We start from the raw sequence: 15,108 nt of genomic DNA on the forward strand, positions 1-15,108 counted from the left end.
CGCCTCGCCGCTCGCGTCGTACCCCCGGGCTAGCCTGCCGTAATGGGCCGCAGCCAGTCGTTGCCCCGGGGCGGTGATCCGCGCTTCGGGCCAGACGCCGACGACTCCGGCAGCCCGATCCTGCACGTCGACATGGACGCCTTCTACGCCTCGGTCGAGGTGCGCCACCGGCCCGAGCTGCGGGGCCGGCCGGTGGTGGTCGGCGGCCTCGGGCCGCGCGGCGTGGTCAGCTCGGCCAGCTACGAGGCCCGGCGCTACGGCGTACGCAGCGCCATGCCGATGATGCGGGCCCGGTCGCTCTGCCCGCACGCGGTCTACCTCCCGCCGGATTTCCCCGCCTACACCGCGGCCTCCCGGGCGGTGATGCAGATCTTCCGCGACGTCACGCCGCTGGTCGAGCCGCTCTCCCTCGACGAGGCGTTCCTCGACGTGACCGGCGCCCGCCGGCTCTTCGGTCCGCCGGCCGAGATCGCCCGTCAGATCCGTGCCCGGGTCGCCGAAGAGCAGGGGCTGACCTGCTCGGTCGGGGTGGCGCCGAGCAAGTTCGTGGCCAAGCTCGGCTCGACCCGGGCCAAGCCGGACGGCCTGCTCGTCGTGCCCACGTCGCAGGTGCTCGACTTCCTCCACCCGCTGCCGGTGGACGCGCTGTGGGGGGTGGGGGAGCGCTCCGCGCAGACTTTGCGCCGGCTCGGCCTGGCCACCATCGGCGATCTCGCCGAAGCGCCGTACGGGATGCTGCGCAAGGCGCTCGGTGAGGCGTCCGCCAACCACCTGCACGAGCTGGCCTGGGGGCGCGACCCGCGCGGGGTGAGCCCGGAGCACGTGGAGAAGTCGATCGGCGCCGAGGTGACCTTCGACGTCGACGTGGCCGACCCGCTGGAGATCCGGCGCGTGCTGCTCGGGCTCGCCGACAAGGTCGGCACGCGGCTGCGCCGGGCCGGGCAGGTCGGCCGGACGGTGTCTCTCAAGGTGCGGCTGGCCGACTTCCGCACGGTCAGCCGGTCCCGCACCCTCGCGGTGCCCACCGACACGGCCCGCGAGATGTTCGACACGGTCTGGGCGCTCTACACGGCGCTCGACCCCGGTGAGCGGGTCCGGCTGGTCGGCGTACGCATGGAAGGGCTCGCCGCGGCGCAGGAGACACCGCGTCAGCTCGCCCTCGGCGCGCCCGAGCGCGGCTGGCGCGAGGCGGAAGCTGCCGCGGACGCCGCGGCTGCCCGTTTCGGGCGGTCCGTCATAGGTCCGGCCAGTCTGCTCGGCAACCGTGATCAGCATCGGAATGAAAATCCACCCCGGCCATAGGTCGTCCCGCTTTCCGACGCGCGACCCCCCTCGTAGACTTGCGGGTAAGCAGCCGGTTGGCTGCCACGGTCTGTCGGTCCGAACGGGCCGACCAACGTGACCGGGGAGGAGTGCCGTGCCGCTCTCGGAGCACGAGCAGCGGCTGTTCGAGCAGATCGAGCGGTCGCTTGCCGAGGACCCCAAATTCGCCTCGGCCGTGCGCGCCAGCGATCCGCGCTTCCATGCGCGGCGTCGCCTGCTCGTCGCTGCCGGCGTCATCATCGCTGGCCTGGCCCTGCTGGTCTATGGCGCGGTGATCAAGACTCCGCCGCTCGCTGTGGCGGGTTTCGTCGTCATGCTGGCCTCGGCCGCGTTCGCGGTGCAGTCGCACCGTCGGGCGCAGTCACCAGACCTGCACGTGGTGGGCGGCACGACGAGTCGTCGTCGGTCCCGCGGTCGTTCCGGTCGACGGTCCTCGATTCTGGACCGGATGGAGGACCGCTGGCGGCAGCGCCCGGAGGGGCACCGCTGAGCCCGGCCCGCCGCTGACCCGGGCGCGGTCGAGGCGGGCGCGACGAGTGGGTCGCCGGAGCATCCGGCGACCCCGGTGGCTTTCGCGCGCCCCGATCCGGCCAGCACCCTGCCGAGTGGGCCGCCCAGTGCCCGCCCCGCCCCCGCGCGCCGGCGTCCTTGAGCCCGCCCGTCCGTCCCGGCTCTGACCTGCGCTGTCCCCCGACGCTGACGAGCCGGTGATCCACTCCATTTCGCTGATATGGCGGTGTCCAAGCGCGGCGGACACCGCCATATCGCCGACCTGGAGTGGATCTCGCTCGGACCCGTGGCCGGGCTGGAAGTGTTCGGGCCCGTCACCGCGTGTCGCGGTGACGGGCCCGGTGGGACTGACGGCCGGGTCAGCGGGCCGCCCGGTCGGCAAGCAGGCGGCGGGGGTTCCACCGCAGCAGCCGGTAGCGGGCCCGGCTGTTCGCCGACACCAGCCGGGCCGAGGCGTCCGACACGGCGATCCGCCAGCGCAGCAGCACCGACGGCGGCAGCACTGCGGCGAGCAGCCGGGTCCGCCGGTCGGCGGTCCCGGCGAGCGCGCCGCGGACCGCGCGGAGCGCCGGCGTCAGCGCCTCGCCGGTCAGCGGATCCCGGGCGTAACGGGCGCGCTCCTCCGCCCGGCCGAGCAGCCGTACCGCGCCGGCGGCGTCGGGGTGCTCGGTGAGCGTGTCGCCGGCCAGCCGATCGGCGGTCGCCCGGGGGGTCTCGGTCCGGTCGACCCGGACGCGGAAGTCCACCAGCGTGTCGAGCAGCTCGTCCCAGGCCGCGTGCGCGTCGGCCCGCGCCCGGTCCGCGTCGGCCCCGAGCAAAACCATTCGGGGGCCGGTGGCGGCGGCCGCGCCGACCTCCGGTGCGCTGGCCGTGACGACCGCCGGCGCGGGGCGGCCGCGCCGTCGGCGCAGCGCCATCCGGCGCAGTGCCGGCACGGCGAGCAGCAGCAGGACGACCAGCACCGCGGCGGTCCACCACGGCCAGACCGGCGCCTGCTCGGTCGGCGTGCCGCCGTCGACCGCGAGCCCGGAGTCGGTGTCCTGGTCGGCCGCGTCCGGGCCGGTGGGGCCGGCGGAGGCCTCGGTGTCCTCCGGAGTGGTCGGCGTGCCGGCCTCCGGCGTGGTCGGTTCTGGGGCGTCGGTGTCCGGCGCCCAGGCCGACCGCGTGGAGCCGGTGACGCCGTACGCCGGGGTGGCGTCGAACGGCACCCAGCCCATCCCGTTGAAGTAGACCTCGGTCCAGGCGTGCAGGTTGCGGTTGGTCAGCGTGTAGGTGTCGCCGGTGCGGTTGCTGCCGTTGGTGAAGCCGAACGCGACCCGCGCCGGGATGCCGGCCGCCCGGACCAGCCAGGCCATCGCGGCCGCGTACTGCTGGCAGAAGCCGACCTTGTTGGTGAGGAAATCGACGATGTCCTGCCCGCTGCTGCCCTCCTCGGTGCTCAGCCGGTAGGAGAAGCCGTTGTCCGAGGAGAAGTAGTCGTAGATCGCGCGGACCCGGTCGTAGTCGGTGCTCTTGCCCTGGACGAGCTGCTTCACCAGCTCCTCCACCTCGGGCACGATCGGGGTTGCGGTCTGCTGCCGCCGCACCGAGTGGTCGGTCGGCAGCGGCGCGGCGGCCCGCAGTGCCGCCGGGGTGTACGTCGACCGGACGTAGTCGAAGGTGTACTTCTTGCTGCGCGAGTTCTCCCGGTTGGAGAAGACGATCTGCAGGTTCTGGTCGTAGAGCCAGTTGCCGTTCAGGTCCTCCACCTGCACCGGCTCGGCGTAGACCGGCATCAGCGGCATGGCCAGGTTCTTGGTGACCTCGACGGTCGCCTGGTAACGGTTCCGCTGCACGCCCCCGGTTGCCCGCTCGGAGGGGTCGGGGAGATCGCGGTTGATCGGCCGACCGGTGGGGTTGCGGACCTGGAAGCCCTCCGGTCGCAGCTCGTCGGCCACGCCGAAACGCAGGTAGAACGGGTCCGGCTCGTTGGTGGTGACCTTGACCAGCTCGGCCACCTCGGACTGGTTGAGCTGACCGCGCAGCGTGGCGAACAGGTCGATCCGTCCGGGCGTGCCGCCCTGGCCGGCCCGTCCGTTGCCGTTGCCGTTGCCGGAGTTGCTGAGGCTGTCGAGCAGGCCGCCGGTCATCCCCGGCACGGCCAGGGGCAGCAGCACCGCCACCGCGACGCCGACCACGGCCAGCCGGCGGCCAGCGGCGGCCAGCGGGGAGGCCTCCCAGACGTCCACGTCGCGCCCGTCGCCGGTGAACCGGCGGCCGAACCGGCGGACCCGGTCGACGTTGTCGGCGACCAGCAGCCACAGGTAGCCGGCGGCGCCGATCACGAACGGCGCCGCGGGGACGCTGTCGACGTAGACCGCGACCGGCACCGAGTAGATCGCGAGCATCGGCAGGCCGGCGAGCGCCGGGCGACGCAGCCCGACGGCGAGCACGTCGACCACGACGGCCACCGAGCCGACGCCGAGCACCGTGATGAAGAGCAGCGGGTCGGTGTCGGGCACCTCCACGCCGTAGGAGCGCATGTCCTGCACCGAGCCGCCGACCAGCGCCCGGAAGTGGCTGAAGGTCTCGGGCGTGGGCAGGAACGCGAGCAGCTCGGTGCCGCCCGGGAAGAGCCAGGTCAGCGCGAGGGTCAGCCCGGCCAGCATGGCCAGCACCTGCCCCCAGAGCGGGGCGCGCAGCGCCCGGGCCAGCGCGGCCACCCCGGCGACCACGGCGACCGCGAGGGCCGACTGGATCAGCCAGGTCCAGCGCTCGAAGATCGCGGACAGCGGCGCCGCGGCGAGCAGCGTCGCCGCGGCGGCCACCAGGCCGAGGTTGCGTTGGCCGACCATCACCACGTCCCTTCGCTCATCGCACGCCCCCGGCGACCGTCTCGGCCAGCGCCGCGCGCAGCGCGAAACCCTGCGAGCCTCGGCCGGCCTGTGGCCAGATCGCCGGCAGTCGGCTGCCGTGGTCGACGCCGATCACCCGCCACCCGCTCTGCAGCAGCGTCAGTGCGGCGGCCGCGTGGGCGTGCTCGGCCTCGGCGCGGGCCTTCTCCGGCAGGTTGATCCAGGTGGAGCTGTCCAGCAGGAAGCCCACGCAGGTCGCGCCGTTGGCCCGCAGGCCGGCCAGCAGCTCGGCCTCGGCCGTGCTCACCGAGCCGAAGACGCCGATGATCAGGCCGCCGTCGGAGCGCTGGCGGACCCGCTGCACCAGCTCGGCGAGCTCGGCCCGCTGATCGAGGCGGACCTCGGCGAGCTGGTCGAGGAGCAGCCCGTCGCCGGCCGCCTCGGAGGCGTCCACGTCCGCCCCCGAGCCGGTGACCAGGCGCAGCTTGTAGCCGGCCTGGCGCAGGTGCACGGCGACGCTCGCGGCGCTGGAGACCGCCCACTCGAAGCTGGCCGTCGGGCCGTCGCCGCGGTGGCCGTACGCGCGGGTGTCCAGCAGCACGGTCGCCCGGCTCTCCCAGGGCTGCTCCTCGCGGCGCACCATCAGCTCGCCGGTGCGCGCGGTGGACTTCCAGTGCACCCGTCGCAGGTCGTCGCCCATCCGGTACTCCCGGGTCGCCGCGTCGTCCTCGCCGTGCACCGCCACCGAGCGGGCCCGGCTGTCGCCGCTGCCGGCGTACTCGCCGGGGAGGCGGACCGAGGGCAGCGGCGTGACCTGCGGGATCACCGTCAGGTGGTCGGTGCTGGGGAAGGCCCGGGTGAGCTCGCAGAGACCGAACGGGTCGGTCAACCGGACCACCAGCGGGCCCACCTCGTAGCGGCCACGCACGTCGGCGCGCACGGTGTAGGCCACCGAGCTGGCCTGGTGCGCGCCGAGGCGCTCCAGCACCACCCGGGGCCGGCTGCCCAGCGCGTAGGGCAGCCGGTCCTCCAGCAGCAGGGTGCCGGTGGGCAGCCGGGACATGTTCTGCAGCCGCAGCACCACCCGGGAGCTGGCCCCGACCGGCACCCGGTGCGGGTCCAGCGACCGGTTGCAGGCCAGCTTGTAGCGGCTACGGCCGACGTACGCCGCGGCGAGCAGCGGCAGCACGGCGAGCAGCACGGCGACCCGGAGCAGATCCTTCTCGCCGAGGATCGCGGCCGAGATGGCCGCGGCGACCGCGGCGGCGAGGAAGGAGCGGCCGCGGGTGGTCAGCCCGCGGAGCGCTTCGCGCACGTCACGGCCTCCGCGGCTCGTACGGCCCGCGGCCGTTGCCCTGGGTGGGCCGGGTGTCGTAGGGGGAGCGCTTGCGGTCGTGCGGCAGGGGAAGTCGGTGCACCAGCTCGGAGACGATCGCGTCGGTGGTGCGCCGGGCCAGCTGCGCGTCGGCGGTCGGGATGATCCGGTGCGCCAGCACCGGCACGGCGAGGGCCTGGAGGTCGTCGGGCAGGACGTAGTCGCGCCCCTCCAGGGCGGCCACCGCACGGGCGGTGCGCAGCAACTGCAGGGTGGCCCGAGGCGACGCGCCGAGGCGCAGGTCGGGGGCCTCCCGGGTGGCGGTGACCAGGTCGACCGCGTACTGCTTGACCGCGTCGGCGACGTGCACCTGGCGGACCGTGGCGATCAGCTGCCGGACGATCGCCGCGTCGGAGACCGGCCGCAGCTCGTTGAGGGGGTCGGTAGCGCCGTGCCCGTCGAGCATGGCCAGCTCGGCGCCGGCGTCCGGGTAGCCCATCGCGATCCGGGCGGTGAACCGGTCGCGCTGCGCCTCGGGCAGCGGGTAGGTCCCCTCCATCTCGATCGGGTTCTGGGTGGCGATCACCATGAACGGGGTCTGCAGCTGGTAGGTCACGCCGTCGACGGTGACCTGCCGCTCCTCCATGCACTCCAGCAACGCGGACTGGGTCTTCGGCGAGGCCCGGTTGATCTCGTCACCGACGACCAGGTTGGCGAAGACCGCGCCGGGGCGGAACTCGAAGTCGTGCGTCTCCTGGTTGTAGACGCTCACCCCGGTCACATCGCTGGGCAGCAGGTCGGGGGTGAACTGGATCCGGCGTACGGAGCAGTCGATGGACCGCGCCAGGGCCTTTGCCAGCTTGGTCTTGCCGACGCCGGGGACGTCCTCGATGAGGAGGTGACCCTCGGCGAGCAGGACGGCCAGGGCGAGGCGCACGGTGGCGGTCTTGCCCTCGATGACCTGCTCGATGTTGGCCACGATGGCTTCGCTGGCGGCGCGGAACTCGTCGTGGGGCAGCAGTCCACCCACCTCGTCCCAGGTCTGTTGTGTCACGGGCCTCCTCCTCGTCGCCGAACGGCAGCTCTGTAAAGAGCAGCTGGACCCGCCGTGGGGTTCGCGACGTCGAGCCTCGTCTGCCGCAGAAATCTCATGGGCCTCTCAGGCTAACCATGTTTGTCGTGATCGCCGACCCCCGCAGGCAGACCGCCGGTTACGCCCCGAATATTCGTCAGGTCGGGGGACCATGGTCCGGGCGGCAACGGGTACGCCACCGGATTGCCCGGGTCGCCGTCCCGACCGGTGGTGGCGGGCCGACGCCGGCCCCGAGCCGGGGGTACACTGCCGTCATGGCCGGAGTCTTCCTGCTTCTTACCGAGCCGTGCTGATGCGCTGAACGCGCGACAGCACGGCGGCCCCTCCTGCGTGAGGGGCTTTTTTGTGCCCGTCGCCAGCCGGCCGGCGCCGGGCGGCGAGCAGCCAGCAGACACGAGACCACCGCGCCGAGTGACGCGAGGAGACACCATGAGTGAGGCAGCCGCACCGGCGGGCGACATTCCCCCGTTCCGGTACACCGCGGCCCTGGCCGACGAGATCGAGAATCGTTGGCAGGACATCTGGGAGCGGGAGGGAACCTTCCACGCCCCCAACCCGACCGGGCCGCTGGCCGACCCCGGCCACCCCCGGGCCGGTGCGGAGAAGCTCTACGTGCTGGACATGTTCCCCTACCCGTCGGGGGCGGGCCTGCACGTCGGGCACCCGCTGGGCTACATCGGCACCGACTGCTTCGCCCGCTACCAGCGGATGGCCGGCCGCAACGTGCTGCACGCGATGGGCTTCGACGCGTTCGGCCTGCCGGCCGAGCAGTACGCGGTCCAGACCGGCACCCACCCCAGGACCACCACCGAGCAGAACATCGAGCGCTACAAGGCGCAGCTGCGCCGGCTGGGCTTGGCGCACGACGAGCGCCGTTCGGTGGCGACCATCGACACCGACTTCTACCGCTGGACCCAGTGGATCTTCCTGCAGGTCTTCAACTCCTGGTACGACCAGGACGCGGGACGGGCGCGGCCGATCGCCGAGCTGATCGCCGAGTTCGAGGGCGGCAACCGGCCGACCCCGGACGGGCGCGCCTGGGCGGAGCTGACCGTGGCCGAGCGGCGGGCGATCGTCGACGACCACCGGCTGGCGTACGTCTCGCAGGCGCCGGTGAACTGGTGCCCGGGCCTGGGCACCGTGCTGGCCAACGAGGAGGTCACCGCAGACGGCCGCTCGGAGCGGGGCAACTTCCCGGTCTTCAAGCGCAACCTGAAGCAGTGGATGATGCGGATCACCGCGTACGGCGACCGGCTGCTGGACGACCTGGACACGCTGGACTGGCCGGAAGCCATCAAGCTGATGCAGCGCAACTGGATCGGCCGCTCCACGGGCGCGCACATCTCCTTCCCGGCCTCGACCAGTGATTCCGACTCCGCGGGCGCAGACCGCATCGAGGTGTTCACCACCCGGCCGGACACCGTCTTCGGGGCCACCTACATGGTGCTGGCGCCCGAGCACGAGCTGGTCGACACGCTGGCTCCGGCAGCCTGGCCGGCCGGGACGAAGGACGCCTGGACCGGCGGGCACGCCAGCCCCCGGGCGGCCATCGAGGCGTACCGCAAGGCGGCGGCGGCCAAGACCGACGTCGAGCGGCAGGCCGACACGAAGGAGAAGACCGGCGTCTTCGTCGGGGCGTACGCCACCAACCCGGTCACCGGCGGGCAGATCCCGATCTTCATCGCGGACTACGTGCTGGCCGGCTACGGCACCGGCGCGATCATGGCGGTGCCCGCCCAGGACGAGCGGGACTGGGCCTTCGCCGAGGTCTTCGACCTGCCCATCGTGCGCACGGTGCAGCCGGCCGAGGGCTTCGCCGGCAAGGCGTACACCGGCGACGGGCCGGCGATCAACAGCGCCGCGCCCGACCGCGGCCTGGACCTGAACGGCCTGGGGGTCGCCGACGCCAAGGCCCGGATCATCGAGTGGCTGGAGGCGAACGGGCACGGCCGCGGCGCGGTCACCTACCGGCTGCGCGACTGGCTGTTCTCCCGCCAGCGCTACTGGGGCGAGCCGTTCCCGATCGTCTACGACGAGACCGGCGCCGCGATCGCGCTGCCCGAGTCGATGCTGCCGGTCGAGCTGCCCGAGGTCGACGACTTCTCGCCGAAGACGTTCGACCCGGAGGACGCGAACTCCAACCCCGAGACCCCGCTGTCCCGCCGTCGGGACTGGGTCGAGGTGGAGCTGGACCTGGGTGACGGCCCGAAGCGGTACACCCGGGAGACGAACGTGATGCCGCAGTGGGCGGGCTCCTGCTGGTACGAGCTGCGCTACCTGGACCCGACCAACGCCGACCGGTTCGTCGACGCGGAGAACGAGCGCTACTGGATGGGCCCGCGCGGCGAGGGCGACTCCGGCGGCACCGACCTGTACGTCGGCGGCGCCGAGCACGCCGTGCTGCACCTGCTGTACGCCCGGTTCTGGCACAAGGTGCTGTTCGACCTGGGGCACGTGTCGTCGTTCGAGCCGTTCCGCAAGCTGTTCAACCAGGGCATGATCCAGGCGTACGCGTACACCGACGACCGGGGCAGCTACGTGCAGGCCGAGGAGGTCATCGAGCGCGACGGCGGCTACTACCTGGGTGACGCCGTGGTCAACCGCGAGTACGGCAAGATGGGCAAGTCGCTGAAGAACGTGGTGACCCCCGACGACATGTGTGCGGCGTACGGGGCGGACACCTTCCGGGTCTACGAGATGTCGATGGGCCCGCTGGAGGTGTCCCGCCCGTGGGAGACCCGGGCGGTGGTCGGCTCCTACCGGTTCCTGCAGCGGGTCTGGCGGGCCGTCGTCGACGAGCAGACCGGCGCACTGCGGATCACCGAGGACCCGGCCGACGAGGCGACCCGGCGGCTGCTGCACAAGGTGATCGACGGGGTTCGCGGCGACATGGAGGGGATCCGGTTCAACACCGCGATCGCCAAGCTGATCGAGCTGACCAACGGGCTGACCCGGTTGCCGGCCACCCCGCGTGAGGTGGCCGAGCCGCTGGTGCTGATGCTGGCGCCGTTCGCCCCGCACGTGGCCGAGGAGCTGTGGCGGCGGATGGGGCACGACACCTCGTTGACCTACGCGGACTTCCCGGTGGCCGACCCGGCGCTGCTGATCGCCGACTCGGTGACCTATCCGGTGCAGATCAACGGCAAGGTCCGTGGCCGGATCGAGGTCCCCGCCGACGCCGGCGAGGACACCGTCCGCACGGCCGCCCTGGATGCCGTCGCCGCCGCCCTGGCCGGCAAGGAGCCCCGCAAGGTCATCGTCATCCCCGGCCGCATGGTCTCCATCGTCGCCTGACCCAACCCACTCACCCACCGCGCCCGCCGCCCACCCACCGCGCCCACCCCGCCCACCCCCGCCCACCCCGCTCCCGCGTCGATCATGCAGTTGTGGTGCCCGAATCATTCCGGCACGGGGGCTTTGTCTCCCACCACAACTGCATGATCGCCGGGGCGGGGGCGGGGGCGGGGGCGGGGGCCGGGCTGGGCTGGACGGGGCGGGGCGGGCCGGGGTGGGCGGGACGAGGTGGGGTGGGGGCAGCGGGGTGGGGCGGGCGGGCGGGGTTATCGGGTTAGGACATCGTGGGGCGGTGGGTGCGTAGCCAGTCGTGCCAGCCGTGGATGAGCTCGACGACGCCCGCGGCTCGGAGCCGGCGCATTCCCGGCAGGCCACGGTCGGCGTCCGCGCTGATGCCGCGCCAGGTGCTGTCCAACTGGGCCAGCATCACGTCGACCAGCTCCGGGCGGGGCAGGAGCCCCGCGCCCGCGTCGAACCCCTCGTAGGCGTCGCAGATCAGCCGGCACCGGCGATCCAGCTCCGCCGGGTCCGCGCCCGGCCCCAGCTCGGCCCAGTGCCAGCAGGCGAACGCCACGTCCTCGATCCGCCGGCCGGGGCGGGCCAGGTCCCAGTCGAGGAAGGCGACGGGCAGCAGTCCGTCCGGGGAGTCCCGGTAGACCGTGTTCTTGGGCGACAGATCGCGATGGCAGACCGTCTCGGCGTCGCCCGCCAGCGAGCTGCCGGCGCACGCGTCGTGCAACCGACGGATCAGCCGGGCCAGCTCGACCAGGGCCGGATCGGCGAAGTAGGCCGCGTCCTCCCGGTCCCGCCAGGGCACCCGACCGGCCAGGTGGCTGAGCACCTGCCGGCCACGCTCGTCGACGCCCAGATGGCGGGGTGCGAGGTCGGCGCCGGCCCGCTCCAGGTGGGTCAGCAGGTCGGCCACGAAGTCGGCGTTGGCCGGCGGGGTACGCCGGACGGTGTCCCCGACCCGGACCACCTCGGCGATGAAGCCACCGGGCAGCCGCTCCTCGGTGCCGCTCGCGGCCGCCCCGTCCGGCCGGTGGCCGGATTCGGGCGCGTGCTCGATGTCGTCCGCCCGGCGGCGGGGTTGCGGCGCGTGTTCGATGTCGTCGGTCAGCCGGCCGGGTTCGGGCGGATGCTCGACGCCGTCGGCCCGGCGGCCGGGTCGGGGTGGTGGCTTCATGTCGTCAGCCCGGCGGTCCGGCGTTGCCGCTCGGCGCGCCACCAGCGCCGGATCAGCACCACGCTGGCGATCAACCCCAGCCCGGCGGGGGCGGCGGCGTACCAGTTCACCTCGCCCGGCGAGGTGACGGCGGCGCCGACCGCCGCGTAGCCGAACGCGGTCGGGGCGGAGGCGATCACGCTGCCGGCCAGGAACGGCAACACCCGCGCGCCGGTGGTGCCGTAGCCGTAGCTGACCAGCCCGAAGCCGGCGATCGGCACCAGCCGGACGGTGATCACCCCGAGCACGCTCTGCCGGGCGAACCAGCCGTCCAGCCGGGCCAGCCGGCCGCGGACCCGCTCCGCGACGAACTCCCGGCCGAGCAGGCGACCGACCGCGAAACCGACCGCCGCCGCCACCAGCGCGGCGCCCAGGGCGTACGCGGCGCCCTCCAGCGGGCCGAAGGTCGCGCCCGAGGCGAGCGTGATGAAGGTACGCGGGACGAGGGCCACCAGCAGCAGCGCGCCGCCGAAGACCGCCGCGACCGGGGCGAGCTCCCCGAGCCGGTCGGCCAGCCGGGGCAGCTCGGACGGGGCCGGCCGGGGCACGACCAGCAGCAGCACACCGCAGGCCGCCACCAGGAGCAGCAGCAGTGCGAACCGGACGACCGACGGCTGCCGGAGCAGCCGCCGGACGGCGGGGGTCATGCCCGGGCGGCGGCGGCCACCGCGGCGCGGCGCTCGGACCGGAGCCGGTCGGACCAGGTGTCGTCCACCGGCGGGAGCTGGTGCACGCCGGTGGCCCAGCGCAGCAGCAGGTCGGCCAGGGCCGGGTTGCGGGCCAGCGCCGGGCCGTGCGAGTAGGTGCCGAGCAGCTTGCCGCGCCAGGCGCCCTCGGTGGCCCCGTCGTTGCCGATGCCGGCGGTGATCCGGGCGAGCGGGGAGACGCTCGGCCCGAGATGGGTGCGCCCGCCGTGGTTCTCGAAGCCGCTCAGCGGCGGCACCCCCAGCCGCGGGTCGATGTCGCCGGCCAGCTCGCCGACGGCCCGGGTGTCGCCCCGGTCGGAGCTGATGTCGAGCAGCTCCAGCCCCTGGCACTTGGTGCCCTTGGCGAAGAAGGAGGTGCCGAGGAGCTGGTAGCCGGCGCAGACGCCGAACACCACCGAGCCCTGGGCGACCGCCCGGTGCAGGCCGCCGTCGGCGATCAGCCGCTGCGCGCCGAGCGCCTGCGGGCCGTCCTCGCCGCCGCCGAGCAGGTAGATGTCCGCGGTGGCGGGCAGCCGCTGGTCGGAGCGGACCTCCAGCACCTCGACCGGCATGCCACGCTGACGGGCCCGCCGGGCCAGGATCAGCGCGTTGCCCCGGTCGCCGTAGGTGGAGAGCAGGTCGGGGTAGATCCAGACGATGCGCAGGCTCTCAGTTGACACGGTCCAACTCCGCTCGGATGTCCTGGAACGCGGTGTAGTTGGCGATGACCTCCAGGCGCCCTGGGGGCACCGCGCGGATCGCCTCGTCGAAGGTCCGTACGTGCTGGAACGGCACGTCGTTGACGTCGAGCCGGACCGCCAGGTCGTATGCCCGGTCACCGGTGATCAACACCTGCCGGCCGCGGAGCGGGGCGAAGTCGACGTCGAAGAGCCATGACGTGTCGAGGCCGTCCGGGTCCCGCGCGTTGATCGACAGCAGGGTCGGCGCCAGGTCGGCCATGTCGAACGCCTCGAGCCAGCTCGCCGGGTTCTTGGCCAGCAGCAGCCGGATGTTGCGCCCGTCCCGGTCCACCTGGGCGTAGCGCCCGGCGACCGAGGTGACGCTGCCCAGCCGGGAGACCGCGTCGACCGGGCGGACCCCGAACTCGGCGGCTAGCGCGAGCGCGGTCGCCGCGTTGCCGAGGTTGACCTTGCCGGGCAGCTGGAGGGCGACCTTGTGCCAGGCGCCCGTCGGGTCCAGCACGCCGTCGTCCTCCACCGTCCACTGCGGCTCGGGGCGGCGCAGCGGGCAGCCGGTGCACCACCACTGGTCACCCGAGCGTTGGATGGTGGAGCCGCACTCGGGGCAGACCCACGAGTCGTCGTGCCAGCGCTGGCCGGCGCTGAACCAGGTCACGTGCGGCGGGGTGATCCGGTGGTCGTGGTTGGCCGGGGGCGAGGCCGCCCAGACCACCATCGGGTCGTCGGCGTTGGCCACCACCCGCACGTCCGGGTGCCGGACCAGCGCGGCGCGCCAGAGCTGCGCCATCATGGCGACCTCCTTGGCCCGGTCGAGCTGGTCACGGGAGAGGTTGAGCAGCGCCACCACGTGTGGCTCGGTGGCCTCCAGCACCTGGGCGAGGTAGTGCTCGTCCACCTCCAGCACCGCGTACGGGGTGCTGCCGGCCTTGGCCAGCGCGGAGGTGTGGCCGGTCGGCATGTTGGCGCCGAACGAGTTGGTGGCGACCCGGCCGAGCACGCCGACCGCGGCGGCGGAGAGCCGGGTGGTGGTCGTCTTGCCGTTGGTGCCGGAGACGAGCGCGATGGCGCGGCCGGCAGAGAGGTGCGCGAGCAGGTCCGGGTCGATCTTGAGACCGATCCATCCACCGATCACCGAGCCGTCGCCCCGGCCCGCCGCCCGCGACAACGCCGCAGCGGTCCGGGACACGGAGCTGGCCACCTTCGCCCGCAGGGGCATCTTCGCGTCCGTCACCCGAGCGAGGTTACCGGACCACCCGCCCCACCAGATCGCCGCCGAGGGCGAACCGTTCGGGTGGGGGGTGGGCTCGCCCGGCCGATTCCGGCTCCGCCGGCCGGAGTCGATCTATGTCGGAAAGCGGACGCCGCCCGGGAGGCGTCGCGGCCCTCCACTCCGCCCCACCCCCCGTGACGTGCGGTTTTGGTCGCGGGCCGGGCGCGCCACGCGGGCGAATCTGGTTGCAGGTGGAGGGAAGTGGAGTAGAGTGGGGCCCAATGGTGAGGCCGGGAGGGTCGCACCGGCCCGGGGGGTCAGCGGCGCCGCGAACGCCGCTCAAGGGCGAGGGGGTTGGGCCGTGTTCCTCGGCACCCACACCCCACGCCTGGACGACAAAGGCCGGTTGATCCTTCCGGCGAAGTTCCGGGATGAGCTGGCGGGGGGTGTCGTGATCACCAAAGGGCAGGAGCGCTGCCTCTACGTCTTTCCGACGCCTGAGTTCCAGCGGATCGCGGAGCAGTTGCGCGCCCAGCCGATGACGCACAAGGCGGCCCGGGCCTACAGCCGGGTCTTCTTCGCCAGCGCCCACGACGAGGTGCCCGACAAGCAGGGCCGGGTGACCATCCCGGGGCACCTGCGTGACTACGCCGCGCTCGACCGCGACCTGGTCGTGATCGGCGCGAGCACCCGGGTGGAGATCTGGGACAGGGTCGCCTGGGAGACCTACCTCGCGGAGAGCGAAGACGAGTTCGCCGACATCGAGGAGGGGGTGCTGCCCGGCGGTCTGTAGGGCGGCACGGCGCCCGGCGTACTGCGAGATCTCCAGCCGCTTTCGAGTTCCTGGCATCCCTTCCCCGGTGCCAGGCGCACGATCTCTCGGGGGGCCTCGGCCCCGCGACGGGCGGGAGCGGATG

At 73.4% G+C, this 15,108-nt stretch carries 11 protein-coding genes; 4 read left to right on the top strand and 7 right to left on the bottom strand.

Annotated elements, in window-relative coordinates; translation table 11 throughout:
• Positions 1-42 precede the first annotated feature (42 nt).
• Positions 43-1,302, top strand: coding sequence for a DNA polymerase IV (locus ACIP9D_RS18250; protein ID WP_350872381.1), 1,260 nt, complete (start codon positions 43-45; stop codon positions 1,300-1,302).
• A 115-nt stretch (positions 1,303-1,417) separates the two neighbouring features.
• Entirely contained in the window at positions 1,418-1,813 is a 396-nt protein-coding gene (locus ACIP9D_RS18255; protein ID WP_091596662.1) for a DUF3040 domain-containing protein, read from the top strand.
• Positions 1,814-2,192: 379 nt separating this feature from the next.
• On the opposite strand, the gene ACIP9D_RS18260 is transcribed toward ACIP9D_RS18255, so the two are convergent.
• Genes ACIP9D_RS18260 through ACIP9D_RS18270 form a run of 3 tightly spaced genes read right to left on the bottom strand, consistent with a single transcriptional unit; the run spans position 2,193 to position 7,036 of the window.
• Positions 2,193-4,667, bottom strand: a complete 2,475-nt coding sequence (locus ACIP9D_RS18260) for a transglutaminaseTgpA domain-containing protein (RefSeq protein WP_350872383.1) — start codon at positions 4,665-4,667, stop codon at positions 2,193-2,195.
• 16 nt (positions 4,668-4,683) lie between these two features.
• Positions 4,684-5,982: a DUF58 domain-containing protein gene (locus ACIP9D_RS18265; RefSeq protein WP_350872385.1), complete on the bottom strand. Its 1,299-nt coding sequence runs from the start codon at positions 5,980-5,982 to the stop codon at positions 4,684-4,686.
• 1 nt (position 5,983) lies between these two features.
• Positions 5,984-7,036: a MoxR family ATPase gene (locus tag ACIP9D_RS18270; protein WP_350872387.1), complete on the bottom strand. Its 1,053-nt coding sequence runs from the start codon at positions 7,034-7,036 to the stop codon at positions 5,984-5,986.
• A 468-nt stretch (positions 7,037-7,504) separates the two neighbouring features.
• Between ACIP9D_RS18270 and leuS the strand changes: the two genes are divergently transcribed.
• A complete protein-coding gene (leuS, locus tag ACIP9D_RS18275) occupies positions 7,505-10,369 on the top strand; it encodes a leucine--tRNA ligase (protein ID WP_350872389.1) in 2,865 nt (954 codons plus the stop codon).
• A gap of 274 nt (positions 10,370-10,643) precedes the next feature.
• Here the strand turns inward: leuS and ACIP9D_RS18280 are convergent, their stop codons facing one another.
• From ACIP9D_RS18280 to ACIP9D_RS18295, 4 genes are read right to left on the bottom strand one after another with little or no spacing between them, the layout of a single operon-like run.
• Positions 10,644-11,555 carry a phosphotransferase gene (locus tag ACIP9D_RS18280; RefSeq protein WP_350872391.1) on the bottom strand — a complete coding sequence of 304 codons (912 nt, stop codon included), beginning with the start codon at positions 11,553-11,555 and terminating at the stop codon, positions 10,644-10,646.
• Positions 11,552-12,241: a VTT domain-containing protein gene (locus ACIP9D_RS18285; protein ID WP_350872393.1), complete on the bottom strand. Its 690-nt coding sequence runs from the start codon at positions 12,239-12,241 to the stop codon at positions 11,552-11,554. The genes ACIP9D_RS18280 and ACIP9D_RS18285 overlap by 4 nt, the downstream gene beginning before the upstream one ends.
• Positions 12,238-12,960 (bottom strand): glutamine amidotransferase, encoded by a 723-nt coding sequence (locus ACIP9D_RS18290; RefSeq protein WP_350872395.1) that lies wholly within the window; start codon positions 12,958-12,960, stop codon positions 12,238-12,240. Before ACIP9D_RS18290 ends, ACIP9D_RS18285 begins: the two co-directional genes overlap by 4 nt.
• The gene (locus ACIP9D_RS18295) at positions 12,950-14,197 is read right to left on the bottom strand and encodes a MurT ligase domain-containing protein (RefSeq protein ID WP_350872946.1); all 1,248 of its coding nucleotides are present in this window, start codon (positions 14,195-14,197) and stop codon (positions 12,950-12,952) included. The genes ACIP9D_RS18290 and ACIP9D_RS18295 overlap by 11 nt, the downstream gene beginning before the upstream one ends.
• Positions 14,198-14,552: 355 nt before the next feature.
• On the opposite strand from ACIP9D_RS18295, the gene mraZ reads away from it, so the two are divergent.
• On the top strand, positions 14,553-14,984 hold the full coding sequence (gene mraZ, locus ACIP9D_RS18300) for a division/cell wall cluster transcriptional repressor MraZ (RefSeq protein WP_350872397.1): 432 nt from the start codon (positions 14,553-14,555) through the stop codon (positions 14,982-14,984).
• Positions 14,985-15,108: the final 124 nt, after the last annotated feature.

The organism is Micromonospora sp. NPDC093243 (assembly GCF_044753725.1).
Lineage (GTDB): Bacteria > Actinomycetota > Actinomycetes > Mycobacteriales > Micromonosporaceae > Micromonospora.

What these genes read in the sequence shown, in the direction of transcription:
- ACIP9D_RS18285 (WP_350872393.1), bottom strand. Translation starts at nt 12,241, where the DNA reads ATGACCCCCGCCGTCCGGCGGCTGCTCCGGCAGCCGTCGGTCGTCCGG.
- ACIP9D_RS18250 (WP_350872381.1), top strand. Translation starts at nt 43, where the DNA reads ATGGGCCGCAGCCAGTCGTTGCCCCGGGGCGGTGATCCGCGCTTCGGG.
- ACIP9D_RS18260 (WP_350872383.1), bottom strand. Translation starts at nt 4,667, where the DNA reads ATGGTCGGCCAACGCAACCTCGGCCTGGTGGCCGCCGCGGCGACGCTG.
- ACIP9D_RS18280 (WP_350872391.1), bottom strand. Translation starts at nt 11,555, where the DNA reads ATGAAGCCACCACCCCGACCCGGCCGCCGGGCCGACGGCGTCGAGCAT.
- ACIP9D_RS18295 (WP_350872946.1), bottom strand. Translation starts at nt 14,197, where the DNA reads ATGCCCCTGCGGGCGAAGGTGGCCAGCTCCGTGTCCCGGACCGCTGCG.
- leuS (WP_350872389.1), top strand. Translation starts at nt 7,505, where the DNA reads ATGAGTGAGGCAGCCGCACCGGCGGGCGACATTCCCCCGTTCCGGTAC.